The sequence below is a fragment of the Prosthecobacter sp. GW821-HT29F12 genome (assembly GCF_058803405.1).
In genome coordinates, this window is sequence record NZ_CM179517.1 from 476,939 (window position 1) to 502,138 (window position 25,200).

Consider the following 25,200-nt stretch of genomic DNA (forward strand, 5'->3'; position numbering starts at 1 on the left):
ATCAGTGCGGCAATTTCATGCCTGAACTGATGGCGGTAAAGATCACGGCGAAGAAGGCGATGATGCCGATGAGGACCATGCAGATGCCAATGAGGGTCATGATGCCGTGAAACTTCCAGTAGCGGCGCTGCTCGGTCAGGGCGGCATCGAGATCCGCAATGGAGTGTGAGGCCATCAGTTTGGCGATGCTGTTGGCATACTTCCAAAGTTTCAGAGCGGGGTAGATGGTGAGGAAGGCAAACACGCCAAGGTAGACCGATGTGCCAATCATCACGCCCGTTAGGATAGCGGGATTTTTAGAGAACATCGGATTGCCCGCGATGGCGGGATTGCTTGTGAATTCGGGACTGCTGAACGTGCCTGAGGCTGCGAGCAAAGCGTAGAGGCAGCTCCAGAGGACCAGAAACAGGCCCACGAGCCAGAAGATCACCGACATGAAGCGCACCCATGGCTTGGTGCCAGCGAGCTGGGCGATTGTGCTGGGGGAGACAGCCTCAGCCACGCTGTTGGTGGCGGAACCAAAGAGATTGGCGACCGGGGAGGAGTAGGGATTTGAAAGGGGGGATTCCATGGCGGGCGAAAGTGGGAGTATGAGCGCTGGAACCATACCCTGCGTTTACAAATTCTACGAAAATAATTCGCGGGTTGTCAAAACCAAACGGAACCGCTTCATTGATGGCTCATGGCAGAGGCACGCGCGGACACCTTGCAAACAGTCGAACTCGCGGACGGCGTGGAGATTCAACTGCGCGTGGCGGGGCCGGCGGTGCGCAGCATGGCCTATTTGATCGACCTCATCATCCGCATCTGCATCGACATCGTGATGGCGATCTGTGCGCACTGGCTGCTGCTAGGACTGATTGGCGAGGACATGACACGCGGACTGTCCCTGCTGTTTGCGTTTTTCATGGAGTGGTTTTACAACGTGTTTTTCGAGGCGGGTGCAAAGGGTGCGACGCCGGGACAGCGATCCATGAAACTGCGGGTGATGAGCGTGACCGGCGGGCCTGTGTCTGTTGCGCAGGCGGTGATGCGCAATTTTCTGCGGGTGGTGGATTTCATGCCGGGGCTGTACCTCACGGGGATCGTGTGCATGCTGTTTACGAAGCGATTTCAGCGACTGGGTGATCTGGTGGCCAACACCGTGGTGACGTATGCGGAGGTGCCGCAGTCAATCACGCCGCATGTGGAAATCCGTGCGGAAAGGCGTGCGCCATCGCAGGTGCTGACGCGGGAGGAGCAGGCGGCGCTGCTGCAGTTCCTGGAGCGTGCGCCGCTGTGGGCGGATGAGCGCCGGATCGAACTGGCCACGCTGGTGCAACCGCTGACCGAGGCAACGGGAGTGGAAGGACTGCGCCGGCTATGTGGCATGGCGCTGTGGCTGCAGGCCCCGGAAGACAAAAGCGGTACTCCGCCACCGCTGAAAGGAGCAGCCATGTTTCGCTCATGACTCCTGCCCAGTTTGAAAAGCAGATCGAGCCACGCTGGCAGAAGCTGGAGACGCTGCTGAATGAAGCGGAGAAGTCACACCCCACGGCTGCGGTGGAGGAACTGCCCGCCACTTTCCGGCAGGTGTGCCATGACCTGAGCGTGGCGCAGCACCGCATGAGCCCGCAGCGCCTGACGCAGCACCTCAATGCGCTGGCGATCCGCAGCTACCGTGTGCTGGAGCGGCACAGCTCCGGGGGATGGGATGCTTTTGCGCGCCTGTTTCTTGTGGAGTTTCCGCAGACGGTGCGCGCGGAGTGGAAGTTGTTCTGGTGGTGCAGCGCCTTGTTCTACGTGCCCGCGCTGCTGCTGATCGTCGTGACACCCTATTATCCGGAATGGTCGATGACCATGCTTGGACCCGAGGGAATGATGCAGGCGGAGATGATGTATGGAAAGGGATCGACGCTCGCCGCCAACGTGCGCAACAAATTTGGGTCTGATTTCAAGATGTTTTGCTTCTACATCATGCACAACATTGGCATCGATTTTTACACGTTTGCCAGCGGGCTGGTGGCAGGTGTGGGCTCTCTGATTGTGCTTTTGTTCAATGGTCTCAGCATCGGCTCCATGGCTGGCTACATTGCCTATGCGGGAGATCCCCATTTGTTTTACACGTTTGTGGCCGGGCATTCAGCTTTTGAAATCACGGGCATGGTGGTGGCGGGCATGGCTGGATTTCGGCTGGGTTTGTCTGTCTTAAAACCGAACCGGCTCAGCCGGCGTGATGCTCTCGTTCTGGCAGGACGCAAAGCCATGCCGTTGCTTGTCGGTGCCACCCTCATGACTTTTTCAGCGGCCATCGTTGAGGGCTTTTGGTCGGCCCGAGAGCTGCCCGCCGCCATGAAATACACCTTTGGTGGCATGTGCTGGCTGCTGGTGGCGGCGTTTCTCCTGCTGAGTGGAAGGAGGCAGAAGGATGCGGCTTGAGGACATCACCGTGACGCTGCGGCCACGCCAGCCGTGGGAGGCTGTGGACCTGGGCTGCGCCATGGTGCGGCGTGACTTTGGCCGCATCCTGCTGCTGTGGGTGTGCACGGTGCTGCCGCTGTGGGGGCTGGTGAGTGTGCTGCTGCGTTCATCGCCTGCATGGATTCCGCTGGCGGTGTGGTGGCTGAAGCCGCTGTATGATCGTGTGCCGCTGTTCTTTCTGAGCCGTGCCGCCTTTGGCGAGCGGCCCGGTTTTCTAGAAACCTTGATGCAGTGGCCGCGGCTTTGGCTGACGAATTTTCTGCCTGCGCTGCTGTGGCGGCGGCTGTCCTTGATCCGCAGCTTTGCGCTGCCGGCGCAGATGCTGGAGGGGCTGCGTGGTGCGGCGGTGAAGAAGCGCATCAAGACTTTGGCGATGGATGGGGGAAGCTCGGGGCTTTCGATGACGCTGGCATTTTCTAATATCGAACTCGCAGCCTGGCTTGGGCTGATGTGGGGGACGTATGGCCTGCTGCCGGAATCCGCGCAGCCTGACTGGGACGGGCTGCTTCAAGCCTTTGATTTCGAGAGCACGATTCCGGATGCTTTTCTCTGGTGGGGTGCGGTCTGTCACATGGTCATCGTCACGCTGCTGGAGCCCTTCTATGTGGGGGCGGGTTTTGCGCTGTATTTGAACTGCCGCACACGCATTGAAGGCTGGGATGTGGAGCTGGCGTTTCGGCGGCTGGCTGCGCGGCTGACTTCCGCGACTGTGGCGGTGATCATTGCTGTGCTGATGATTTGTGGTGCTCAGTCTGGTGTGCAGGCGGCTGACGAGAAGGATCCTGCCATCGTCGCACGGGAGGTGCTGCAAGATCCTGACTTTGAAATTCACCGGCTTAAAATTCCGGAATGGGTGAAGGATGAAAAAAAGGACAAGGGCCAAGACAAGGTGGAGGGCAGGGCCAAGGCACAGGGGATGGATTTTTTTTCCGACTTATTCCAGTTGTTGTTTTGGGCGCTGGTGATCGGGGTGGTGAGCTGGCTGATCATCTATCTGGTGAAGAACCGCCATCTGTTCAGTTCACGTGGTGCCAGCAAGGCACCGGTGCGGGCGCCGAAGGTGCTCATGGGGATGAACATCATGCGCGAGAGCCTGCCGGAGGACATCGTGGCGGCAGCGCGCGGGGCATGGGCTGCGGGGGACTTCAAGGAGGCGCTGAGTCTGCTGTATCGGGGTTCGCTTTCGTGGCTGGTGATCCGCCGCCGGGTGCCGATCACGGACAGTGATACGGAGGAGGACTGCCTGGTGCAGGTGCTTCAGGCCGGAGATCAAACGGAGGCCGACTACTTCCGCCAACTGACGGGCGCGTGGGTACAGGTGGCGTATGCGGTGATGCCGGTGTCAGACGCTGAAATGGGGGCGCTGTGCGACCGGTGGCCGTTTGTGGAGAAAGGAGGTGCGGCGTGATGCGGCACTTCATTCGTGGATGGCTGATGCTGGCAGGCCTGCTGGTTCTCTGTGCCTGCGGGGATGGCGGCGGCGGTCATTGGGAGGAGGTGGAGAGAGTCACCGGCTACAAAGGCAAGGCGCGGGTGAATCCTTTCCTGGCGGCGGAGCGCCTTCTCAATGAACTGGGTCACAAGGCCCGTGCGGAGAAGTCGCTGGCGAAACTGCCGCCGCATGATGCGGTGATGTTTGTCTCCGGCGAAGGTGGACTGCCGGAGGGGCGGGCGAAACAGCTGCTGCGCTGGACCTACAGCGGCGGGCACCTCATTTACTTCCTTGATGGCACTCGTCCGTACAACGATTTTGAAACGCAGTTTGGCGAATTCATCTCCGCCATGCTGCTGGAAGAGCAGAAAGATCCGGTGATGGAGCAGCTTGGCGTCGGGGTGCAGAAGCGCTTCCCGATGGAGAAGGTCAAGGACCTGCTGAAAAGCAAGGCTGGCGAGCAGGAGAGCGCCAAGGACGGGGAAGTGGAACAGGCCTGGAAGGAAAAAGTGAATGAGGTGTCACGTCAGGAGGTTTCATGGAATGGCAGGACCTACCAGCTTGATCTCGGCGGTTACCAGAGCCTGAACCTCCAACGCAGGCTGCTGCCGGGTGAGTTTTCCGCCGGACCCAAGGACGATGCGCTGGCGCTGCATTTGAGGCATGGGATGGGCATGGTCACGCTGCTGGCGCATGCGCGCCCTTTTCGCAATCACTGGCTCGGAGACCACGATCACGCGCGCTTGCTGTCCGCGCTCGTCGGAGAGCATGGCTCCAAGGAGGTGCTGTTTGTTGCGGCCTCCACGGGCAGTTTCTTTGGACTGCTGTGGCAGCATGGCTGGATGGCCGTCATCACTCTGGCGTTGTGCCTCGGCTTCTGGCTCTGGCAGCAGATGCCGCGCTTTGGGCCGCTGGCGGAGGTGGAGCTGGACTCGACGCGTCATTTTGCCAGCCACATCGGCGCGCTGGGGGAGTTTTTCTGGCGCATGCGGCGCGTGGCGCTGCTGGTGAATTCTGCCCGAGATGCGGTGTGGGAGCGTGTGCGGGAGAGACTTCGATCGCTTGATGATGGCAGCCGGCCGATGAACGACGCACTCGCCCAGGAAATCTCCCGCCGCAGCGGGCTGCCGGTCAAGCGGGTGACCGATGCGTTCGATGTGACGCCGCCGAACAGCGCCCACCATTTTGTAAATCTCATGCGCGATCTTCAAACCATCCGCCGTGCTCTTTAAAACATCGCCCACAACTCCATGAATCCGATCCTTCCTGAACCTGACGTCTCCAGTCTCTACGTGCCGCCGCCGTCCGGTGGTTATGCGCCGCCTTCCATGCCGAGGAGCACGGAGATTTTTCGGAAGATCCATGCGGCGGTGAGCCAGGTGTTTGTGGGGCAGGAGGAGGTGCTGTATCAGGTGCTGGCGGCCTTGCTGGCCGGGGGGCATGTGCTGCTGGAAGGAAAGCCGGGCTTGGGCAAAACGCATCTGGTGCTGGCGCTGTCCCACACGTTTGGCGGCAGCTTTCGCCGCATTCAGTTCACGCCGGATCTGATGCCCTCCGATGTCTGCGGGCACACGCTGTTTGACATGAGCAGCAGCACGTTTCGGGTGCGGCGCGGTCCGGTGTTTGCCAATCTGCTGCTGGCGGATGAAATCAACCGTGCGCCTGCCAAGACGCAGTCATCGCTGCTGGAGGTGATGCAGGAAACGCAGGTGACGATTGATGGCGAGAGCCACGCGCTGGTGCCGCCGTTCATGACCTTTGCGACGCAGAACCCGATCGAACAGGAAGGGACGTATCCGCTGCCGGAGGCGCAGCTCGACCGCTTTCTGCTCAAGGTGCTGATCGACTACCCGGATGTGGCGAATGAGACGTGGATCGTGAAGGCGGTTTCATCGCGCGCTTCGGGGGGCGGGCTCTCCACGGCGGAGGTGCCTCAGGTCTGCACGCCGCAGGACATCCTGGCCGCGCAAGACGAAGCCGCTGCCGTGCAGGCGGTGGAGCAGGTGGTGGACTATGCGGTGAAAATCGTGCGCGCCACGCGCCAGCACAGCGCCATTTCACTCGGGGCGGGAACGCGCGGCGCGATCAGTCTGGTGCGCGTGGCCAAATCGTACGCGCTGCTGGAAGGCCGCAGCTTCATCACGCCTGGGGATGTGAAACGCGCGGTGCTGCCGGTGCTGAGGCATCGCGTGCAACTGGCGCCGGAAATCGCGATCAGCGGCCAGAGCGTGGATGACATGCTCAATTCGCTGCTCAAGACCATCGAAGCGCCCCGCGTCTGATTTTCATGCGCCCGACCGCCCTGCTGCTCCGACTTCTCATCGCCTGGTTCGTCCTGGCGGTGGTGGCGTGTGTTTGGGAGAGCCTGGCCGTGCTCTGGCAAATCGGGGGCGGTGTGCTGCTGGTGGCGCTGGTAGTGGATGGCTGCACGCTGCCGCGGCGCGGGCGCATCACGGGTGAGCGCTCGCTGCCGGGACGTTTTGCGCTAGGGGTGGGATCTGCGGTGACGCTGACGGTGACACACTCTACCCGGCGCACGCTGAGGCTGGAGGTGTTTGATGGCATCCCGACGGCGGCGGAGGCGGATGGGCTGCCGCATCGCGTGAGCATCCCACCGGGTGAGTTTGCTGCGATCTCGTATGAGGCGCGCTTTGTGCGGCGTGGGCAGCATGCATTCACAGCGGCGCATGTGCTGGTGGACTCGGCCTTTGGCCTGTGGCGCAGGCTGCACTTCATCGCGGGCGAGAGCCAGACGCGCGCCTACCCGAACTACGAGCCGGTGGTGCGCTTTGCCCTGCTGGCGATGGCGAACCGCGTGGAACAGATGGGAATCATCAAGCGGAAGCGCATGGGAGCCTCGCTGGATTTTCACCAGCTGCGCGACTATCAAGATGGCGATGTGCTTTCACGCATCGACTGGAAGGCCACGTCGCGCCGCTCCATGCTGGTGAGCCGTGACTACGAGGAGACGCGCAATCAGACGATCCTGCTGGTGCCGGATTGTGGCCGCCGCATGCGTGCGCTGGACGGGGGGCTGAGCCAGTTTGACCACTGCCTGAATGCGATGCTGCTCATCGCCTTCATCGCGCTGCGGCAGGGGGATGAAGTGGGGGTGGTGGGCTTTGGCGGGGTGCAGCGCTGGCTGCCGCCGGTCAAAGGCGCGCACAGCATGCCGAAGCTGCTCAACCATTTGTACAACTACGAGGCCAGCAGCGAGCCGAGTGATTTTATTGAAGCGGCGGAGCGCGTGATGACGCTGCAGAAGCGACGAGCTTTGGTGATCATGCTGACCAATCTGCGCAGCGAGGATGGGGCAACGCTGGCGGCAGCCGTGGGCGCGATGCAGAAGCGGCATCTGGTGCTCACAGCCACTTTGCGTGAGCAGGAACTGGAACAGCGTGCGGCGGCTCCCATTGAGCATCTGCATGACGCGCTGCAATACGGGGCGCTGACGCATTACTTTGGCGAGCGCCGACAATTGCTGGAATCGCTGCGCGCGCGTCGGGTGCTGACGGTGGATGAATCTGCGCAGATGCTGCCGGTGGCGCTGGCGAACAAGTATCTGGACGTGAAGGCTGGCGGGCTGCTGTGAGGGGGTATTTAGACTCGCGTGACATTCAACCACACAGCGCACGCGTTGAGTACGCGCACGGTTCTCGCATGCCTCCGGCATGCGGCCTTGAGGTTGGGTGTGAGGTTTGCGTGATCCGGTGGTTCTCGCTCGCAAAGCCTCGCTTCACCACCGGCTAAATATCTCGCGAGCCTCCGGCTCGGGGAGCAAGTGGCAAGAAGGCGTGTGGATATGGCAGGATCATCTTGAATGAGAATGTCACATTACCTTACAATGCGAGACTCAATCATTCAGGCGTCGGCGGCGCTTCAGCAGCAGGGATGAGAGGCCGAGCAGGGAGAGGAGGGCGCGAGAAGGTTCAGGGGCCATGGCGGAGAGCATGAGGTCGTGTCCGCCTGTGAGGGCTCCGGTGGCGAAGCTGGCGCTGTAGAACATGGCGAAGTCCTGGCCGTCGATGGTCACGAAACCATCTGCGCCCATGTCTTTGTAAACTGCGGCCCAGTCGTTGGTGGAAGTGAGCGTCATGTTGGCAAAGCTGGCATCTCCCTGGATGGCGTTGCCACCTGAATTGACCACGATCCAATAGCGGCTGTCCACGCCCGTGGCACTGCCTGCGGCCCAGGTGCCGGCAATGGTGGCATTTCCCAGACTGAAATTGCCCGTGATGGTGAGGCGGTCTGCCTGCAGGGTGGTGGAGCTGTCGAAATTGACGAAGAGAGTGCTGTGCGCGCTGGAGCCTACGCTGGAGATCAGGCTGAGATCTCCCTGAATGTTCAAGGCACCCACGCTGGTCTTGGTGCCGCCGGTGATCGTGCCGTTATTGCCGACGATGATGCCTGCGGACGCGGTGATGGTTCCGGTGCCGCCGAGCAAGCCTGAGCCGGTGGTGTTGTTCACGCCACTTGCATTGCCCTGACCCACGCGAATGGCGGTGGTGCCGGTCTTTGTCATGGTGCCGTCCACCATGAGTGATCCGGTGGATCCATTCTCGCGGCCCACATAGAACTGTCCGGTGGTCTGCTGCACGCTGAAGGTGGAACCCGCACCGATGACCATGCTGCCGTTGCCGCGTTCTCCCACGGTGACATCTGCGGTGGCAGCGGTGAAATTGAGCGTGCCACCCGTCATGGCGTAGCTTCCAGTGTGAGTGGTGGATGCACCGACAGACATCGTGCCGCCGATGTTGACGGTGCCGCCGCTTTGAGTCGCTTTGGCGGTCCCCGTGCCAGTATCCGTCGTGTCGCCACCGATGTAGAAGGTGCTGCTGGTGGACAGGGTGCCAAGCTGCATGTCGAAGTAGGACTCGCCGCCTTTGCCGGACATGACGATTTTGACCACACTGGTGGTGCCTGAGATTTGCTGGAAGGTTCCTTTTCCTGCGAGGCCGATCTGCAGGGTGCCGCCTTGCATGGTGAACTGACCGCCATTCACCTGGAGGAGCCCCGTTGCGCCAGCCTCGCTGCCCACGACGACGGAGGCACTCTTGGAGTAGTAAACGCCACCGGTATTGATGTATGCGGAGCCGTTGCTGCCGTTCTTGGTGCCGATCCAGTCAAAGTTGCTGGAGTTGTTGGTGAACTGGCCGCCACTTTGCACGGTCATGGTGCCGGTGCCGACATAGCCGAGATTAAAATCGCCTACTGAGCCCCCGGTGTTGCGGATGAATGTGCCGTTGTCACGAATGATGAGCGTGCCCTCGCTGCCCGCGTTTCTTGCGAAGAAGATGTCAGCTCTGGTGCCGTTGAGGCTCTCGAATGTGGCGCCATTTTCCACGATGACCGTACCTTTGCCGGTGTAGCCCACGGTGAACTGTCCGATCTCCCGCGTCACCTTGGCACCTGTGCCGCTCAGGTTCAGCAGTCCGATGGAGCCGGCAAGGGAACCTACCTCCAAGGCATCATGCACTTTGAGCTGGCCACCTGCATACACATTGAGGGCGCTCTGGGTGGTGGGCCCGGTGGCGGCACCATATCTGCCGATGCGGACAGGCCCGGTCGTGTCTCCTTCCATGAGGCCGTCTGACTGAATGTTGATGATGCCGTAAGCGCCGGCGGTGTTGCCGAGATTGACCTCCACATTGGTGCTGGTGGCGGTGGTTCCATCGATCAAGGTATTCAAAATCAGCACCGCACTGCCAGCGGCGCCCACACCATCGCCAACGTTGATCACGCCTGCACCGTCGGCTGTTTCGGTGCCGACCTGCAGCGGGCCGTTGAGGTAAACACCGCCGCTTTTAATATCCAAGGTGCCGGCGCTTTTGTTGCCAATGCGGACCCACCCGCCGGTGGTCTGAGTGAGATAGCCACCATCGATGGTGATCGTGTTGCCGTTGGCCACGCTGAAGTCGTTTGTGCTGCCGCCTGCGGACAAGGTTGTTCCCACATTGGATCCTGCATAGTTGACGGTGTTTCCTGACTGGATCGTCACGCTGTCAGTGGTGGCGGTCTTGGGGTTGGCATTGCTCTGCCAGGTGCCGCTTGCGTTCCAGGCACCGGAGCCTGTGCTGAGATAAGTCGCGCCGGCAGCACGGCTGCCTGCCATGCAGAAAAATGTCAAAGCTGCTGCAACAGTGGTCCTAAATGAGGGTTTTATCATTCCCTTCACCTGCCTTGAAAAAGAGGCTCCGACCAAAAGGGAATGGTCACAAAATCTTTCATCGGAAGTGCTGGCTTATCATCATGTCTTGATGACAGGAGGCGCTGGCAGACCGAATGAGGAAACGGCGGTTGTTTGAGAGCGGGGGAAGGGCTCGGTTGAGCCTCGGCATTTTGTGCACACGTGCTGTTTTTTTAAGACGTCGTGCAGAGGGGAAACCATTTAAAAGGCGGCTTGGATTGCTGATTTCGTTGCTTTGAAAAACCCGAGTGAGGACACCGAGCTAAATCAGAGTTCGGGGCGGCGCAGATGATTCTGGACCTGAAGGCCGGGCGGGCTTCTCTAAATCAGTGCTTTACATCATGTGGCGCTTACCGCTATGTGTGGCGTTATTTGCGACAAATTTGTCATGGATGAAGGTGAGGGCATGCCAAGTTCAATCAACCACTGGTCCTTGCCGTATCCGCAGGCAGATCAGCGCCGACATGAGGTGGCCCTGACCCGGGCGATGCAACGCGTCTGTGCCAGTGGAAGCTATATTTTGGGCGCCGAGGTGGATGCGTTTGAAACTGAATTTGCGACATACCTTGGGCTCAGCCAGGTCGTGGGCGTGGCAAGCGGGACGGATGCGATTGAGCTGATTCTGCGAGCGCTGGGGATTGGAGCGGGGAGCAAGGTGGCGGTGCCATCCTTTGCCCCTTCAGCGGTGGCGTCGGGGGTGGCCCGCAGCGGGGCGGCGCCTGAATTTGTCGACATTGAGCCGGGCACGTTCACGCTTTGTCCTGAAGCTTTGGATGCGCTGCTCACTTCTCCCCGGGGGCGTGGAGTGAAGGCGGCGGTGGTGGTGCATTTGTACGGACATCCGGCCGACTGGGAAAGTCTGCAACGTGTGGCGGATGAGCATGGCATTGAGCTGCTGGAGGACTGTGCGCAGGCGCACGGTGCGATGTGGCATGGGCGGCCGGTCGGAACGCTGGGCAAAGTGGCGGCGTTCAGCTTTTACCCGACGAAGAATCTGGCGGCTTTGGGAGATGCCGGTGCGGTGGCGACGAATGACACCGAACTGGCGGAGCGTTTGCGTGTGATCCGACAGTACGGATGGAAGGAGCGCTACGTCAGCGAGCAAGCCGGGGTGAACAGCCGGCTGGATGAACTGCAGGCGGCGGTGCTGCGGGTGAAACTGGGCGCTTTGGATGAGAGCATTCTGCAAAGGAGAAGGCTGGCGGCGGAATACGATGCCCGGCTGGTGGGCAGCCGTGTGGTGACTGCGCCGATGGTGCGGGGCGGGTGTGAGCATGCCTACCACCAGTACGTGGTGCGGTCTGAACGGCGGGACGCGCTGATGCTGCACCTGCAACGAGCCGGGATTCCTGTGGCGGCGCTTTATCCCGTGCCGCTGCACCGGCAGCGTGCTTTTGGCAGTGCCAACGAGCTACTGCTGGAGTCTGACCGGGCTGCTGCTGCGGTGCTGTCACTGCCCATGCATCCTTACTTGTCCGAGGATGCCGTGGGCGCCGTCTTGAAAGCCATGGAAAGGTTTGAACATGAAGGCACCTGAGTACGATCGTATGCGGGCGGTGGAGGACCGCCACTGGTGGTATGCGGTGCTGCGCAACCAGGTGCTGCATGCCCTGGCAGGGCGACTTCCGTCACGCAGCCGGCTGCTGGATGCCGGATGCGGCACGGGGGGGATGCTGGGGTTTTTGCAGGGACGGATTTGTGATCTGAATGTGGCTGGTGTGGATGCTGCAGAAGAGGCGGTGCGGCATTGCCATCAGCGAGGTCTGAGCACGGTGCAGCTGGGTTCGGTGGAGGCGCTCCCGCATGCGGATGCAGCCTTTGATGTCGTGCTCAGCCTGGATGTGCTGTATCATTCCGGGGTGATCGAAAAGCGGGCGCTGGCGGAGATGGGCCGTGTGCTGCGTCCGGATGGCCTGCTGGTGCTGAACCTGCCTGCGTTTGAAGGTCTGCGTGGATCCCACGATGTGGCGGTCGGCGGTGCCAGGCGTTATCGCGCATCCCAAGTGCGGGCGATGCTAGAGCATTCGAGCTTTACCGTGGAAACAATCCACTACTGGAATGCCTGGCTGTTTTTGCCACTGCTGGCGTGGCGGCGCCTGAGCCGCCCGAAAAAAGAGTCGGCGGCTGCGGGTGAGTCGGATCTGAAGCTCACGCCGCGCTGGATGAACTCGCTGCTTGCAGGCATGGGCAAACTGGACGCCGGGCTGTGCCGGGAACTGAGCGTGCCGTTTGGCTCCTCCGTCTTTGCGGTCGCGCGGAAAACGAAACGATCCACCGGAGGGCTGCCGCATGGAATCAACTGAAGCTCCTCCAGAACTGAGCTTTGTGGTGCCGCTTTACAACACCGGCGAAGGCCTGCGCCCGTTGCTGGACGCCTTCCGCGCCTTGTCTTTACCGGAGACCTGGGAGCTGGTGCTGGTGGATGACGGCAGCACGGATGGCACCGCGATGGCGGCCCGGCAGGCAGTGGTGGATTTTCCCGCGGCCGTGAGCGTGGTGGAGCTGGCGCGCAATTTTGGTGAGCACGCCGCCGTGCTGGAAGGGTACCGCCATGCCAGCGGGGACTTCGTGGTGAACCTGGATGATGACCTGCAAAATCCCCCCAGTGAAGCGGTCAAACTGGTGCGACACCTGCGCGAGTCCGACGCCGAGGTGGTCTATTCGCGCTATGCGAAAAAGAAGCATCACTGGGCGCGCAATGTGGCCAGCTGGCTGGCGAACTGCTGCGCTACGTTCCTGCTCGGCAAGCCGAGGGATCTTTACCTCTCAAGCTTTCGGGCGCTGCGTCATGAGCTGGTGGGGAGGATCGTGGCGTATCGCGGTCCTTATCCTTATGTGGATGGATTGATCCTGGGCGCGACCAACCGCATCGCGACGCTGGAGGTGGAGCACGTGGAGCGTCAGGAGGGGCGGAGCGGTTACACACTGCGCAAGCTGATCCGGCTGGCGCTGAGTCTGCTGTTTGATTTCAGCGTCATGCCGCTGCGCATCGCCAGTGTGCTGGGGGTGCTGCTATGTGCGCTGGGGGTGGTAATTCTAGCGGTTGTGGTGCTCGAAACCGTTTTTGTGGGGCAGCGGCAGCTGGGCTGGGGGTCGCTGATGGGGGCGCTGGCCGTTTTCAGCGGTGCGCAGCTGCTGATGCTGGGGATCATCGGTGAATACGTCGGGCGTGCGTTTCTGACCGTTTCCGGCAAGCCTCAGGCCCTGGTGCGCACTTTGACAACACACGTGAAAACACCATCCGCATGATCCACGAAACCACCATTGAAAGCTGCTCCGTGCGCGGGGTGCGTCTGTATGAGATGCGCCATGTGGTGGACCACGTGCGGGGGAATCTGACGGCGCTGGAATTCAGCCAGGATCTGCCCTTTGACGCGCAGCGCATCTTTCTGACCTACGGCATCCCATCGCAAAGCACCCGCGGAGAGCATGCCCACCGCTTGTGCGAGCAGTTCCTCGTCTGTGTGCATGGCGAGTGCCACCTCAGTGTGGATGATGGAGAAAACAGCGAGGAGTTCTGCCTGAATCGTCCCACCTTTGGCGTGCTGGTGCCGCCCATGGTGTGGGCGCAGGAGCATCTGCATTCAGCGGATTCGGTGCTGATGGTGCTGGCCTCGAGGCCCTATGAGGCGGAGGATTATATTCGAGATTACAATGAGTTTACGAACAGGGTGAAAGGATGGAAAACGAAGCTATGAATGCCGGAACCATCACAGCAACATACGACTCGGAAAAGGGGACGACGCTGTCGCGCTGGTGGGGGGGCGCCACGAATGCGATGCGCCACCAGTCCGTCTGGCTCACGATTGCGATGATGATGATGGTGACGCTGGGCATCGGCTGGCTGGACTACATCACCGGCTTTGAAGTGACGTTGTTTGTCTTTTACGGCATCCCGATTTTTCTGGCGGTGTGGTGGGCGGGAACCAGGGCGGGGCTGTTCATCGCGGTGCTGTCAGGCGTGGTGTGGTGGCTGGCAAACATGAACACGAATCCTTATGAGACCCAGCTGGGCTATGCCTGGGCTCTGGTCAACCGGCTGGTGTACCTGTGCGTGGTGGTATTTGCCGTGACTGCGCTGCGCAACAAACAGGAGGCTGACGAGGCGCGGATCCAGATGCTGGAGGAACGGCGGCAGCTTGAAAAAGACATCGTCAGTGTGAGCGAACATGAGCAGCAGCGCATCGGCCAGGATCTGCATGACGGGATCTGCCAGCAGCTGGCGGCGATCGGCTGTGCGGCGCGGGTGCTGGCGGAGGACCTGCAGGCGCAGGGCATTCAAGCTGCGCATGACGCCAGCTTGATCGAGGGATCGCTGCAGCAGGTGGTGATGGAGGCGCGCAATCTCGCACGTGGCATCTTTCCGGTGCATGTGGACCGCAGCGGGCTGGCGGCGGCACTGGCGGATCTGGGGAAAATGATGAGCCGCCTCACGGGCATCCCGATCGTGGTCAACGACTGCGTGGATGTGCCGCTGGATGCCCCGGAGGTTTCGATGCATCTCTACCGAATCGCCCAGGAAGCTGTGGCGAACGCGGTCAAGCACAGTGGTGCGACGGAGATTCAGGTGGCGATGAAGCTCGAGGACGAAATGCTGGAACTGCGGGTGGAAGACAATGGCAAAGGCATGCCCCCGTCCTCACGCACGCGCAGCGATGGAATGGGGCTGCGGACGATGCATTACCGTGCGCAGGCGCTGCGGGCTGTGCTGGCCATCGAGCCGCGAAGCCGAGGTGGAACCATGGTGTGCTGCCGTGTGCAGCTGAAAGATCTCAAACAACTCAAACAACTCTATGATCATGAAGAAAACTGAATTGAAAGCAGCGAACAGCTGCAAGGTGCTCCTTGTCGAAGACCATCCCATGTTCCGCGAACATCTGGGACAGCTGATCGACCGTGACCTGGGCATGTCCATCTGCGGTGAAGCAGACAACATTCGAGATGCCATGCGGCTGATCCTGGAGACCAAGCCCGACATCGCCATTGTGGACATCACCCTGCATGGCTCCAGCGGCCTGGAGCTGCTCAAGGACATCAAGGCGCAGGGGCTGGACATCAATGTGCTGGTGCTTTCCATGCATGATGAGGAACTCTACGCCGAGCGCGCCCTGCGTGCCGGAGCCAAGGGCTACATCACCAAAAACGAAGCCTCCACGGAAGTGATCGAGGCCATCCGCTGTGTCATGAAAGGGGACGTGTATGCGAGCCGGCAAATGACGGCCAAGCTGCTGGAGCGAATGACGCAGAAGCGCAGCAACTCGGAACTGGCCGGGATGGAAACGCTGGCGGACCGCGAGCTGGAGGTGTTTCAAATGCTTGGCCGCGGCAAGAGCACGCGCGAGATCGCCCAGACCCTCAATCTGGGTGAGTCGACAGTCGAAACTTACCGTGCGCGCATCAAAGAAAAGCTTCAGCTGCGCAGTGCTGCCGAGCTGTATTTGCGTGCGGGACAATGGGTTCGCGACCATGGTGCCTGAGCTCACTGGCAGCCAGTCAAAGTGGTAAATGTTAGATTAAATCCCGAAATTCCAAGCTGAGGCACGGCTGCCTTTCCTCGATGGATAGGAAGTGGAGGCGTGTTGGCCGGGCAGTGCTTTACGCCTGCCTAAGTCAGGATAAAGATTTCCGTCAAAGAATTCAAAAAATCTCTGATGATTGCATTGTGTGTTGATTTTCAGTAGGCTGGTAGCCTAGGTTTTAGTTTAAGTGTGCAGTGTCAAGCTATGTTCTTAAGCGGATGCACTAAAATATTTCGAGCGAGTTCATATGCGTGCTCTGAGGGAGCTGGTTATTCCACGGCGGACGTTCTAAAACGCCCCCGCAGGGCTCCGCCATGGAGTGCGAGTGGCCGACAGCACTTGCCACTTGCGGTTGTGCCGTTCCTAAGCTGAATCCTTCGCAGTACTGGCACAGCGAGAGGTTTGAAATATTGTTTCTCGATGCCGGCCTGCTTGTTTCGGTGATGACCCACCTTTCGTGAGCGGTCTTATGGTTTGGGAATTACTTTAGCTCCCGTGGCAGTTAACGTGACACGGCATGTCTTTTGCGGGTGAATGCCGGTTCAGGGCAAACTTTCATCAGTTAAAAATCACCTGATCGAAGCCATGTCAAAACACAGACGCAGCAAACATCCCAGCGGTAAAGCCGTGACTCGCGCTGTCACGAATACTCAAGTGATCAACGCCGCATCTCTGGATGCGATAAACGTCACATCTCAGAAAGGTCTTTCAGAGCCAGAGCAGAGACCACCTGCTTCCGGGTTTTGGGTTCACGCAGCCATGGCGGCTTTGCTGATGGCTCTATGTGCCAGCCTTTACGTCTGGACGGCCGATTTTCCCATGGCGTTTGACGACCATACCTATCTCAAAGACAATCCGTTTTTTCGTGGAGGAAACACCTTTGATCATTTGAAGGACTTCAACGAGTTTGTGAAACGGCCCTTTAAAATTGGGTCTGACCCTGATTATGCCGTCAATGCTGTCATGCGCCCGGTCGCCTATGCGAGTTTTCGCCTGAACTACAGTTTGGATGAATTCAACCCGCACTGGTACCGACTGGCGAATGTGGCGATTCACGCAGTGAATGCGATCCTGCTCTATGCGCTGGTTACGGTGCTGCTCCGTCGTTCGCCGCTGGCCGCCAGTTTGCAGCGAGGTTCCGTGCTGTTTATTTCTGCGACGGCTGCCCTGCTGTTTGCGGTCCATCCGCTGGCCACGGAATCAGTGACGTACATTGTTCAGCGTTTTACCTCGCTGGTGGTGCTTTTTTCGCTCCTGAGTTTGTGCCTGTATTTCGCCTCATGCTCGGTGCAGTCCCGGTGGGGCAGGTGGCTGCTGCGTGGAGGCGCGGTGGTGGCGGTGCTGCTGGCCATGCAGACGAAGGAAGATGCCTTCATGATCCCCTTGCTGGCGGTGCTGCTGGACTGGCTGGTGCTCGGCACGCGGCTGCGGGCAGCTGCAGTCAGGGCGCTTCCGCTGCTGCTATGCATGCCGCTCATTCCTGTGCTGGTTTTCATGACGGCGGCGGCGCAGCACGACGGCTTTAATTTCGATGCCGCCATGAACATCGTCAATTCACGGGATGAACCGGTGAGTCACTGGCACTACTTTGTGACCGAACTGACGGTCATGACCCATTACCTGCGGCAGATGTTCTGGCCCAAGGGGATGAATCTCGATCCTGAGTGGCCGCTCTATGGCTCGCTCTTGCAGGGGCCGGTGCTGCTGGCCCTGGCCGTGCTGAGCGGGATGGTGCTGACGGCATGGGGCTTGTTCCGCCGGTTCCGGGGGGATGCGCGGTTTGTTTTGGTTTTTGCCTGCGTGGGATGGTTTTTCATCACGATCTCCGTGTCTTCGGCACTGACGCCACTGCCGGACTTCGTGGCGGAGCATCGTTCCTACCTGCCATCGATTGGCATTTTTATTCTGGTGGCATGCCTGCTGGACTGGCTGCGCAACAGCAGCAGCGGCCTTCGCGCACGGATGCTGCGGGTGGGGATCCCGGTGCTCACCCTTCTCTGTGTGGGGGCGCTTTCATGGAAAACCTGCATTCGCAACAATGTCTGGCGGACGCGGGAAAGCCTGTGGGAGGACACCGTGGCGAAAAGTCCGGGCAAATACCGCACCTGGGGAAATCTGGGAGCAGCCTATTCCGACGCCGGGAAGAACGAAAAGGCGGTGCATTGCTTCCGCGAGGCGCTGAAAGTCGAACCGCGCTTTCAAAACGGACTGCTCAATCTTTCCAACTCGCTGCTCAGGCTCAACCGCCCGAAGGAGGCGCTGGAATCCACGATGCAGCTCATCAACATCGACAAAACCGCCACCACCAAGCCGCCGGTGGCATTCACCCTTGGCCTCAGCCTCGCAGGTGTTGGCAGGTATGATGAAGCCGTGGCCGTCTTCCGGGACATCCTGCGGGCCATACCCAATGACCCCCAGGCGCACAAGGCACTGGGGCTGGTGTATTTTCAAACCGGCCTGCCACACCGGGCTCTTGATCATTATCACGCTGCCGAACAGGTGCAGCCGGGAGATGCCCAGCTTCAGAAACTGATCGAAGCAGCTCAAATTGCGCTGGTTGAGAAGGGCAGGCCGCGTTGAGGCAGAGGGAATTCAACGTGATGGTGGAATGCGCGCCGTCGATTCGGCGGCAATCCATCCGGCTATGAGTTTCGACACCTCGCCGCGCTGGTGGAAAAACAGGAAATGATCTTCCCCGTCAAAACGGCGTGAGGTGACATCAAGCCCGCCTGTCTTCAGCTTTTCCGCATAACCGGAGACATACTCCCAGGGCACGCGGTCGTCGCTGCCGCCTGAGAGGATCAGGACGCGGCGGGGTTGCAAACGTGCGGCGAGGTCCGCCGGCTTGATGCGATTGTGGAGCACGGCGGAGAGGAATATCAGGGAGCGGAACTTTGGGCCGCCGGTTGATTCGGCCAGACACAAGCCTTTGCCGCCATTGGAGAGGCCCATGAGGTGGATGTGATCGGGATCAATGGCTGCGTGCTTTCCGGCATCGGCCAGGGCACGCGTGATGGTCTCGTAGCCACCCTTCTTCTCCCAATTTCCCATTCCGAAGGTGGGGGCGATGACGGTGATGCCGAGTTCATCGGCGATTTTGGAAAGCAGCCAGACGTAGGCTTTGAAGTTGCCGCCGCTGCCATGCAGGAAGACCAGGGCGGGCGTTGGTTTGCTGCGGTCCAAGCTGGCCGGGATGTAGTGGAAGTAATGGCCGTCACGGAAATCCCTGAAACTGATCTCGCGGTAGATGGACGGCAGCGCAGAACCGACGGCGGTGAAATCTGGATCCGCGCTGATCTCAGCATAAAGGGTGTCGGTCATCGCAGAGAGTTTGCTTCGTTGCTGCTGCGTGAAGAACGGATCGAAGGCCATCGCCGCGGCATAACCGAGATGGATCTGATCGATTTCTGGCAGGAGGGAGCCGATGGAACCGCGGTCATAGTGCCAGCCACCGTCGGAGAAGCGCGAGTGAATCCGTGCCGTCTCCGAGGTGTGCGCATCGGGAGTCTGCCAGAGTGCGACCACGATGCCGACGCATGCGGCGAGAGACGCCATTTTTCCCAATCGCGTCTGGAACACGGAGCCGCGTTCATCACCGATCCAGTAGAGCAGGGGGCTGACTGCCAGCAGACCGATGGCGGTACTGAGAAGCCTGCCCTGCCAGGTGTGCATGCAGCAGAGGCCGAAAACCGCCAAGGGGGCCAGGACAAGTGCCAGCATGAGCGCGCAGGCTTTCAGGAGAACGAGCGGCGATGACATGCCGCATGCAAGGCTGCTGGCAGAAGAAGACAACGAGTTCTTTTCGCCGGCGGCTGCATGCCTGGATTTCAGACTTTTCGCCTGAACAATGAGGGATTTGATTCTTGGCAAAGTTCTCGGAATGCGCCTTTCTGATCCCATGCTGAATCCGCCCTCTTTCATCTCATGAATGGAAGTGCTGTAAACAGCACTGATGTCTGGCCTCTGCCTGGGGAGGGCAAAACGCGGGCGGGAAATATCACTGTCAGGATGCGTGCCAGTCCTTGGTGGATCTCGCTGTCAGCGCCCATGTTGCTGACGGTGCTTCTTGGCTGGCTGGATCATGCCACCAGCTGGGAAATCAGCTGGTTTATCTTTTATGCGTTTCCCATTATTCTGGCCGTCTGGTGGTCAGGACTCAGTGGGGGCATGGCTGTGGCCATCGTGTCCGGCGGAGTGTGGTGGGTGGCCAACATACACTCCAATCCCTACACGACCCAGATGGGCTATGCGTGGGCCATGATCAACCGGGAGTTCTACTTCTGTGTGCTGGTGTTTGCGGTGAATGCGGTGCGCAGCAAGCAGGATGCTGACGCGGCCCACATCCAGATGCTGGAGGAGCGCCGCCAGCTTGAGCTGGACATCATCAAGGTCAGCGAGCACGAGCAGCAGCGCATCGGCCAGGATCTGCATGATGGTCTCTGCCAGCAGCTGGCAGCCATCGGCTGCGCCGTGCATGCGCTGGCGGAAGATCTGCATTCGCAGCAGTCACCTGCGGCGCAGGATGCCGCCCTGGTGGTGGAGTCCGTGCAGCAGGCGATGGCAGATGCGCGGGATCTCGCCCGTGGGATTTTCCCGGTGCATGTGGACGACTCCGGTTTCTCCGTCGCCTTGAAAGAGCTGGCGGCCAACACCAGCAGGCTGACCGGTATCTCCATCGTCATTCAGGAAAGCGGCGAGATCCAGATCGACAGCCCGAAGGTGGCCATGCATCTCTATCGCATCGCCCAGGAAGCGGTGGCCAACGCGGTGAGGCATGGGCGAGCCCGTGAAATTGTCATCGCATTGGACCAGCGCGGCGAGGTGCTGGAGCTGCGCCTGGAAGACGACGGCGTGGGAATGGTAACGGAAAAGACGCCCGCCGTTACTGGCATGGGCCTGCGGACCATGCGGTACCGCGCGCAGAGCGTGGGGGCCAGCTTTGAGATTACGCCCAGCAGCGCGGGGGGAACTTGTGTTTGCTGCCGGTTGAGGCTGCCTGGGAATTCGGACGGTGGACTGGCTGCAGAGCAGTCGCATTCATAGAGCGAGGAGCAGGGGAGACAGGCTGCCGACTGCACGAACAGCTTACCTTTTTGCTGACTGTTATCACTGCAACACCGCAGCATGGACTGACTTCGAGGCCTGCATTGCGAGAATGCCGGCCTTGAAGAATGAGGTCATGATCGGTTTGAGGTGGATCAATAGTACTTCACCAAACCATCGCGCCACAGAGGCTTGAGCTGATCGATGGGGGAATCGATCAGGGTGGTGCCGTTGTGGGAGATGTAGAGGTAAGGATCGCGGGTGGAGTCGCCGATGATGGTGAGGCCGGCGGCTTCGGCGGCGCTGACGTGTTCGGGGGCAATCTCGACGAGGAGGCGGCCGGGAGTTTCGCCGAAGAGGAGTTCGGCGGTGGTGAGGCCGGCGTTGGCGGGCATCTTGTCCGTGGAGATGCGGAGGCCGCCTTTGCCGCTGAAGGCCATTTCGGCCAGGGCGACGGCGAGGCCGCCTTCACCGATGTCATGGGCGCTGAGGACGGCTCCCTGCTTCACGAGTTCAAAGTAGCGGCGGTAGGCGGCGAGGCTTTCGACTTCGCAGAAGTCAGGGCCGGCGTCCATGCCGATGCCTTTGGTGTACTTGGCGACGATGCTGCCGCGCAGACCGGCGCTGGCTTTGCCGAGGATGGCGATCTTGCTGCCGACGCGGCGCAGGGAGGCACCGATGACGTGCTTGGCATCTTCCACGATGCCGAAGCCGCTGAGCAGCAGAGTGACGGGGATGGAGACGGGGCCTTCGTCGGTGATGAAGTAGTTGTAGAAGCTGTCCTTGCCGGAGACGAAGGGGGCGGCGTAGGCGATGGCGGTTTTGGCCATGCCCTTGGTGCATTCCACGAGGGCGCCGAGCTCGCGCTCGTTGTCGGGATTGCCCATGCAGAAATTGTCGAGGATGGCGATGCGGTCCGGATTGGACCCCATGGCGACGAGCTGGCGCACGCACTCATCGACGACGGCACGGCCCATGAGGTGCGGGTCGGTCTTGCCCCACTCAGGGAGCAAGGCGCAGGCGAGTGAGACGAGCTGATTGCTGCCGTCCACACGGATGACGCTGCCGTCCTGCGGGGCGTCACCGGAAGCACCGGCGAGCGGTTTGAGGACGGTGTTGCCCTGCACTTCGTGGTCGTATTCGCGGATGATGGGTTCGCGGGAGACGATGGAGAAATCGGCGAGAAGGGTCTTGAGCGTGGCGGTCCAAGATTCAGGGCGCACGGGGACGACGGGCTTCACAGACGGCGGGGTGCGCCATTTGGCCTTCATTTCGCGGCGCGGGGCTTCATGCAGAGCAGCGACGTGGAGATCGCACACGATGGTGCCGTGGTGGAAGACTTTGAGGCGCTGGGAGCCGTCGGCCTTGGCGAGCACGCAGAGCTCGGTCTGGTAAATGGCGGCGAGTTCGTGCATCGCAGCGAGGTCTTTTTCCTCGATGGCGATGACCATGCGCTCCTGGGATTCGCTGATGAAGACCTGCCAGCTTTCGAGGTCGGGGGCCTTGAGCGGGGCGTTTTCCAGCCACACTTCGCCACCGGTTTCACGGAGCATTTCGCCTGCGGCGGAGCTGAAACCACCGGCACCGCAGTCGGTGACGAACTGGATGAGGCCTTTCTCGCGTGCGGCGAGCACGAAGTCGGCGGCCTTCTTTTCTTCAATGGGATTGCCGATCTGCACGGCGGTCTGGTCCTCTTCGTGGGAATCGGTGGTGAGCGATGCGGAGGAGAAGGTCGCGCCTTTGAGGCCGTCCTTGCCAGTGCGACCACCGGCAGCCACAAGCAGGTGGCCGGGCTTCACTTCCTTGGCGATGTCCTTGATCGGGATGATGCCGGCGGTGCCGCAGAAGACGAGGGGATTGTAAATGAAGGTGTCGTCAAACTGGATCGCGCCATTGACGGTGGGGATGCCCATGCGGTTGCCGTAGTCGCGCACGCCGCGCACCACGCCACGCATGACGCCGAGGGGGTGGATGACGTCCTTGGCCTTGATGTCTTCCTGCTCGATGTTGGGCGGGCCGAAGCAGAACACGTCGATGGAGGCGACGGGCTTCGCGCCTTTGCCTGCGCCGAGGATGTCGCGGATCACGCCGCCGAGGCCGGTATTGGCACCGGCGTAGGGTTCGATGGCGCTGGGGTGGTTGTGGGTTTCCACCTTGAGGCAGACGGCCTTGTCGGCGTCCAGGCGGACAAAGCCAGCATTGTCCTCAAAGGCTCCGAGCACGAAGTCGGGCTTGTCCTTGCAGATCTCTTCCGTGACCTTGCGAATGTAGGTCTTGAAGAGGCCGTCCACGATCTCCTCCTTGCCGTCGAGGGTGTGCTGGATCTTCGCGCCAAAGATGCGGTGCTTGCAGTGCTCGCTCCAGGTCTGGGCGATGACTTCCATCTCGACGTCCGTGGGCTCGCGGCCTTCGTCGTTGTAAATCTTCTGCACGGCCAGCATGTCGGCGCGTGAGAGCGAGAGCTTCATGCGCTTCGAGAGGTCGAGGAGCTGGTCGGCGTTGAGTTCGCGGAGGGGGATGGTGCGGAAAACGGCTTGGGACATGGGTGGGACCCCCTGACTTGGCGAGGAATCCGCCGTGTTCAATGGCGGAGGGGGAGGAAAATGACGGGTGGGTCAAGGCTGGCCCCTTGTCCTGAGGATGGCTTGCACCGTTTTGGGATCCTGCCGCAGGCTGAGAACGGCATGCACAAAGCATCGGCTGCCTAACGGGCGGTAAAAGACCGCCATATCCCAATCCAGCAACAGCCACTTCCGAAAAGGAGGATGAGAATAGCCCGAGCCAATGAACGGATTCTGGCCAATGAGATTGAGCGCTTCCTGAGTGTCAGCGGCGAAGGAATCGGCGAGTTCTTCTGAAAAGGCGTCGAGTTCGACAAATTTTCGCAGCATGTCATCGTCAGCACCGGCGAGGACAACCACTTCATGGCTCATGCCTCCTCCGCGCGCTTTTTCGCACGGTAGTCATGCATGCGTTCCTGCACCTTGCTCCACGTCGTTGCTGAGCCAGGATCAGACAGGTAGTTTTGCCAGCGCTGCTCAAGAATCTCTATCACAGCTGCCTTTCCTGCCGGAGTCTCGGTCGAATCGTCAGCCGCCAGTTCTTCCTCAAGCTCCCGAAAAACGAGCCACTTTTGGTCTCGAGACATGGCTGCTAGCTGTGGCAGGCGTTCGGCGATCATGGCTGGAGGATAATAGCCCGAGGCTGGCCCGTCAAGCCGGGTGGAGGGCGGATAGGAGGTGGTGTGAAACGGTTGCTGTTCTTCCTGCGCCCGCTTTTATGCTGCCACCATGGCAACCATCGCAGTTCTCGGCACGCTCGACACCAAAGGTCACGAACACGCCTACGTGGCGGAAATCATCCGCGCACGCGGGCATCAGACGCTGCTGATCGACACGGGCAGCGGGGATGTGCCGCAGGTAAAGCCGGATGTGACGCGGGAGCAGGTCGCGGCGGCGGGGCAGGTGGACTTGGCGGGCATCATGGAGCGGCAGGACCGTGGCGAGGCGGTGACGGCCATGGCTGGGGCGGCTGCGGCGTTTTTGTCGGCCTTGGTCGCGAGTGGCAAGGTGCAGGGGGTGATCTCCCTTGGTGGCGGCGGTGGCACGGCCATCGGCACGGCGGCGATGCGGGCACTGCCGGTGGGGTTTCCGAAGGTGATGGTGTCCACGCTGGCGGCTGGTAATGTGGCGCCGTATGTCGGCACGAAGGACATCGTGATGTTTCCGAGCATCGTCGATGTCAGCGGCATCAATCGCATTTCCCGTGTGCTGCTGGCCCGTGCTGCGGGGGCGATCTGCGGCATGGTGGAAAGCACGGTGCCGGAGGGCGTGGACAAGCCGCTGATTGCCGCCTCGATGTTTGGCAATACCACTGAGTGTGTGAACCGCGCGAAGCAGGTGCTGGAAGACGCCGGGTATGAAGTGCTCGTCTTCCATGCCACCGGCACGGGTGGCAAGATTATGGAATCGCTGATCGAAAGCGGGATGTTTGCAGGCGTGCTCGACATCACCACCACGGAATGGGCGGATGAACTTTTGGGCGGAATTCTCAGCGCCGGCCCCACACGCCTGGATGCGGCCGCAAGGACAGGTACTCCGGCCATCATCACACCGGGCTGCCTCGACATGGTGAATTTTGGGGAGCGCGCGAGTGTGCCTTCGAGGTTTGAAGGACGGCACTTCTACATTCACAATCCTCAGGTGACGCTGATGCGCACGGATGCTGCGGAATGTGCGGAGCTGGGCCGCATCCTCGCCATGAAGGCAAATGCCTACCGTGGCCCCGTCACGGTGTTGTTGCCCTTGAAGGCCATCAGCATCATCAGCGCTGCGGGCAAGCCGTTCTATGATGCTGAGGCTGATGCGGCATTGTTTGATGCCATCCGTCAGAACCTGCGTCCGGGCATTCCGTTGGTGGAGATGGACTGCGAGATCAACGCGCCGGAGTTTGCGGCGGCGTGTGCGCAGGCGCTGCTGAGCAACATGGCCAAAGCGGCCGCCTGATTGCAAACCAGCGTCTGTTATATCATTGCAACCACCTTTGGTCAGGCCACCTTG

At 60.6% G+C, this 25,200-nt stretch carries 22 protein-coding genes; 16 read left to right on the forward strand and 6 right to left on the reverse strand.

Going from position 1 to position 25,200, the window contains the following annotated elements; genetic code table 11:
- Position 1: 1 nt before the first annotated feature.
- Positions 2 to 571, reverse strand: a complete 570-nt coding sequence (locus AC3RLQ_RS01885; protein ID WP_493033803.1) for a DUF5362 family protein — start codon at positions 569 to 571, stop codon at positions 2 to 4.
- Between the two features lie 111 nt (positions 572 to 682).
- Here AC3RLQ_RS01885 and AC3RLQ_RS01890 point away from each other — a divergent pair, with 111 nt between their 5' ends.
- From AC3RLQ_RS01890 to AC3RLQ_RS01915, 6 genes are read left to right on the forward strand one after another with little or no spacing between them, the layout of a single operon-like run.
- Positions 683 to 1,450, forward strand: coding sequence for an RDD family protein (locus AC3RLQ_RS01890; RefSeq protein WP_493033805.1), 768 nt, complete (start codon positions 683 to 685; stop codon positions 1,448 to 1,450).
- The gene (locus AC3RLQ_RS01895) at positions 1,447 to 2,418 is read left to right on the forward strand and encodes a stage II sporulation protein M (protein ID WP_493033807.1); all 972 of its coding nucleotides are present in this window, start codon (positions 1,447 to 1,449) and stop codon (positions 2,416 to 2,418) included. The genes AC3RLQ_RS01890 and AC3RLQ_RS01895 overlap by 4 nt, the downstream gene beginning before the upstream one ends.
- Positions 2,408 to 3,868, forward strand: coding sequence for a DUF4129 domain-containing protein (locus AC3RLQ_RS01900; RefSeq protein ID WP_493033809.1), 1,461 nt, complete (start codon positions 2,408 to 2,410; stop codon positions 3,866 to 3,868). The genes AC3RLQ_RS01895 and AC3RLQ_RS01900 overlap by 11 nt, the downstream gene beginning before the upstream one ends.
- Positions 3,868 to 5,124 carry a DUF4350 domain-containing protein gene (locus tag AC3RLQ_RS01905; RefSeq protein WP_493038806.1) on the forward strand — a complete coding sequence of 419 codons (1,257 nt, stop codon included), beginning with the start codon at positions 3,868 to 3,870 and terminating at the stop codon, positions 5,122 to 5,124. Before AC3RLQ_RS01900 ends, AC3RLQ_RS01905 begins: the two co-directional genes overlap by 1 nt.
- Before the next feature lie 18 nt (positions 5,125 to 5,142).
- Positions 5,143 to 6,174 (forward strand): AAA family ATPase, encoded by a 1,032-nt coding sequence (locus tag AC3RLQ_RS01910; protein WP_493033811.1) that lies wholly within the window; start codon positions 5,143 to 5,145, stop codon positions 6,172 to 6,174.
- A gap of 5 nt (positions 6,175 to 6,179) precedes the next feature.
- Positions 6,180 to 7,484: a DUF58 domain-containing protein gene (locus AC3RLQ_RS01915; RefSeq protein WP_493033813.1), complete on the forward strand. Its 1,305-nt coding sequence runs from the start codon at positions 6,180 to 6,182 to the stop codon at positions 7,482 to 7,484.
- Between the two features lie 261 nt (positions 7,485 to 7,745).
- Here the strand turns inward: AC3RLQ_RS01915 and AC3RLQ_RS01920 are convergent, their stop codons facing one another.
- Positions 7,746 to 10,004, reverse strand: coding sequence for a beta strand repeat-containing protein (locus AC3RLQ_RS01920; protein WP_493033815.1), 2,259 nt, complete (start codon positions 10,002 to 10,004; stop codon positions 7,746 to 7,748).
- On the opposite strand from AC3RLQ_RS01920, the gene AC3RLQ_RS01925 reads away from it, so the two are divergent.
- The 8 genes from AC3RLQ_RS01925 (at position 10,003) to AC3RLQ_RS01960 (ending at position 18,178) form a co-directional block, all read left to right on the forward strand.
- On the forward strand, positions 10,003 to 10,197 hold the full coding sequence (locus AC3RLQ_RS01925; RefSeq protein ID WP_493033817.1) for a hypothetical protein: 195 nt from the start codon (positions 10,003 to 10,005) through the stop codon (positions 10,195 to 10,197). The genes AC3RLQ_RS01920 and AC3RLQ_RS01925 overlap by 2 nt on opposite strands.
- A gap of 288 nt (positions 10,198 to 10,485) precedes the next feature.
- A complete protein-coding gene (locus AC3RLQ_RS01930) occupies positions 10,486 to 11,616 on the forward strand; it encodes a DegT/DnrJ/EryC1/StrS family aminotransferase (RefSeq protein WP_493033819.1) in 1,131 nt (376 codons plus the stop codon).
- Complete coding sequence (locus tag AC3RLQ_RS01935) at positions 11,603 to 12,382, forward strand: class I SAM-dependent methyltransferase (RefSeq protein WP_493033821.1); 780 nt, start codon at positions 11,603 to 11,605, stop codon at positions 12,380 to 12,382. The genes AC3RLQ_RS01930 and AC3RLQ_RS01935 overlap by 14 nt, the downstream gene beginning before the upstream one ends.
- Positions 12,369 to 13,328, forward strand: a complete 960-nt coding sequence (locus AC3RLQ_RS01940; RefSeq protein ID WP_493033823.1) for a glycosyltransferase family 2 protein — start codon at positions 12,369 to 12,371, stop codon at positions 13,326 to 13,328. The genes AC3RLQ_RS01935 and AC3RLQ_RS01940 overlap by 14 nt, the downstream gene beginning before the upstream one ends.
- Positions 13,325 to 13,777 (forward strand): sugar 3,4-ketoisomerase, encoded by a 453-nt coding sequence (locus AC3RLQ_RS01945; RefSeq protein WP_493033825.1) that lies wholly within the window; start codon positions 13,325 to 13,327, stop codon positions 13,775 to 13,777. Before AC3RLQ_RS01940 ends, AC3RLQ_RS01945 begins: the two co-directional genes overlap by 4 nt.
- Positions 13,759 to 14,892, forward strand: a complete 1,134-nt coding sequence (locus AC3RLQ_RS01950) for a sensor histidine kinase (RefSeq protein ID WP_493033827.1) — start codon at positions 13,759 to 13,761, stop codon at positions 14,890 to 14,892. Before AC3RLQ_RS01945 ends, AC3RLQ_RS01950 begins: the two co-directional genes overlap by 19 nt.
- On the forward strand, positions 14,879 to 15,556 hold the full coding sequence (locus tag AC3RLQ_RS01955) for a response regulator transcription factor (protein ID WP_395731451.1): 678 nt from the start codon (positions 14,879 to 14,881) through the stop codon (positions 15,554 to 15,556). Before AC3RLQ_RS01950 ends, AC3RLQ_RS01955 begins: the two co-directional genes overlap by 14 nt.
- Before the next feature lie 861 nt (positions 15,557 to 16,417).
- A complete protein-coding gene (locus AC3RLQ_RS01960; RefSeq protein ID WP_493033829.1) occupies positions 16,418 to 18,178 on the forward strand; it encodes a tetratricopeptide repeat protein in 1,761 nt (586 codons plus the stop codon).
- Between the two features lie 12 nt (positions 18,179 to 18,190).
- Here AC3RLQ_RS01960 and AC3RLQ_RS01965 read toward each other — a convergent pair whose 3' ends face one another.
- The gene (locus AC3RLQ_RS01965; protein WP_493033831.1) at positions 18,191 to 19,357 is read right to left on the reverse strand and encodes an alpha/beta hydrolase; all 1,167 of its coding nucleotides are present in this window, start codon (positions 19,355 to 19,357) and stop codon (positions 18,191 to 18,193) included.
- Positions 19,358 to 19,606: 249 nt separating this feature from the next.
- Here AC3RLQ_RS01965 and AC3RLQ_RS01970 point away from each other — a divergent pair, with 249 nt between their 5' ends.
- Positions 19,607 to 20,641 (forward strand): sensor histidine kinase, encoded by a 1,035-nt coding sequence (locus AC3RLQ_RS01970; RefSeq protein ID WP_493033833.1) that lies wholly within the window; start codon positions 19,607 to 19,609, stop codon positions 20,639 to 20,641.
- Between the two features lie 155 nt (positions 20,642 to 20,796).
- Here AC3RLQ_RS01970 and purL read toward each other — a convergent pair whose 3' ends face one another.
- From purL to AC3RLQ_RS01985, 3 genes are all read right to left on the reverse strand, one after another.
- A complete protein-coding gene (gene purL / locus AC3RLQ_RS01975) occupies positions 20,797 to 23,184 on the reverse strand; it encodes a phosphoribosylformylglycinamidine synthase subunit PurL (RefSeq protein ID WP_493033835.1) in 2,388 nt (795 codons plus the stop codon).
- Positions 23,185 to 23,256: 72 nt separating this feature from the next.
- Complete coding sequence (locus AC3RLQ_RS01980; RefSeq protein ID WP_493033837.1) at positions 23,257 to 23,562, reverse strand: type II toxin-antitoxin system RelE/ParE family toxin; 306 nt, start codon at positions 23,560 to 23,562, stop codon at positions 23,257 to 23,259.
- An 8-nt stretch (positions 23,563 to 23,570) separates the two neighbouring features.
- Entirely contained in the window at positions 23,571 to 23,822 is a 252-nt protein-coding gene (locus AC3RLQ_RS01985; RefSeq protein WP_493033839.1) for a hypothetical protein, read from the reverse strand.
- A gap of 109 nt (positions 23,823 to 23,931) precedes the next feature.
- Between AC3RLQ_RS01985 and AC3RLQ_RS01990 the strand changes: the two genes are divergently transcribed.
- Entirely contained in the window at positions 23,932 to 25,146 is a 1,215-nt protein-coding gene (locus tag AC3RLQ_RS01990) for a Tm-1-like ATP-binding domain-containing protein (protein WP_493033841.1), read from the forward strand.
- Positions 25,147 to 25,200: the final 54 nt, after the last annotated feature.

Excerpts from the sequence above, each read along its gene's own strand:
- AC3RLQ_RS01970 (WP_493033833.1), top strand. The coding sequence starts at position 19,607 with ATGCGTGCCAGTCCTTGGTGGATCTCGCTGTCAGCGCCCATGTTGCTG.
- AC3RLQ_RS01955 (WP_395731451.1), top strand. The coding sequence starts at position 14,879 with ATGAAGAAAACTGAATTGAAAGCAGCGAACAGCTGCAAGGTGCTCCTT.
- purL (WP_493033835.1), bottom strand. The coding sequence starts at position 23,184 with ATGTCCCAAGCCGTTTTCCGCACCATCCCCCTCCGCGAACTCAACGCC.
- AC3RLQ_RS01950 (WP_493033827.1), top strand. The coding sequence starts at position 13,759 with ATGGAAAACGAAGCTATGAATGCCGGAACCATCACAGCAACATACGAC.
- AC3RLQ_RS01910 (WP_493033811.1), top strand. The coding sequence starts at position 5,143 with ATGAATCCGATCCTTCCTGAACCTGACGTCTCCAGTCTCTACGTGCCG.
- AC3RLQ_RS01965 (WP_493033831.1), bottom strand. The coding sequence starts at position 19,357 with ATGTCATCGCCGCTCGTTCTCCTGAAAGCCTGCGCGCTCATGCTGGCA.
- AC3RLQ_RS01940 (WP_493033823.1), top strand. The coding sequence starts at position 12,369 with ATGGAATCAACTGAAGCTCCTCCAGAACTGAGCTTTGTGGTGCCGCTT.
- AC3RLQ_RS01925 (WP_493033817.1), top strand. The coding sequence starts at position 10,003 with ATGCAGAAAAATGTCAAAGCTGCTGCAACAGTGGTCCTAAATGAGGGT.
- AC3RLQ_RS01920 (WP_493033815.1), bottom strand. The coding sequence starts at position 10,004 with ATGGCAGGCAGCCGTGCTGCCGGCGCGACTTATCTCAGCACAGGCTCC.
- AC3RLQ_RS01885 (WP_493033803.1), bottom strand. The coding sequence starts at position 571 with ATGGAATCCCCCCTTTCAAATCCCTACTCCTCCCCGGTCGCCAATCTC.
- AC3RLQ_RS01890 (WP_493033805.1), top strand. The coding sequence starts at position 683 with ATGGCAGAGGCACGCGCGGACACCTTGCAAACAGTCGAACTCGCGGAC.
- AC3RLQ_RS01895 (WP_493033807.1), top strand. The coding sequence starts at position 1,447 with ATGACTCCTGCCCAGTTTGAAAAGCAGATCGAGCCACGCTGGCAGAAG.
- AC3RLQ_RS01930 (WP_493033819.1), top strand. The coding sequence starts at position 10,486 with ATGCCAAGTTCAATCAACCACTGGTCCTTGCCGTATCCGCAGGCAGAT.
- AC3RLQ_RS01945 (WP_493033825.1), top strand. The coding sequence starts at position 13,325 with ATGATCCACGAAACCACCATTGAAAGCTGCTCCGTGCGCGGGGTGCGT.
- AC3RLQ_RS01915 (WP_493033813.1), top strand. The coding sequence starts at position 6,180 with ATGCGCCCGACCGCCCTGCTGCTCCGACTTCTCATCGCCTGGTTCGTC.
- AC3RLQ_RS01990 (WP_493033841.1), top strand. The coding sequence starts at position 23,932 with ATGGCAACCATCGCAGTTCTCGGCACGCTCGACACCAAAGGTCACGAA.
- AC3RLQ_RS01905 (WP_493038806.1), top strand. The coding sequence starts at position 3,868 with ATGCGGCACTTCATTCGTGGATGGCTGATGCTGGCAGGCCTGCTGGTT.
- AC3RLQ_RS01960 (WP_493033829.1), top strand. The coding sequence starts at position 16,418 with ATGGCGTTTGACGACCATACCTATCTCAAAGACAATCCGTTTTTTCGT.
- AC3RLQ_RS01935 (WP_493033821.1), top strand. The coding sequence starts at position 11,603 with ATGAAGGCACCTGAGTACGATCGTATGCGGGCGGTGGAGGACCGCCAC.
- AC3RLQ_RS01985 (WP_493033839.1), bottom strand. The coding sequence starts at position 23,822 with ATGATCGCCGAACGCCTGCCACAGCTAGCAGCCATGTCTCGAGACCAA.
- AC3RLQ_RS01900 (WP_493033809.1), top strand. The coding sequence starts at position 2,408 with ATGCGGCTTGAGGACATCACCGTGACGCTGCGGCCACGCCAGCCGTGG.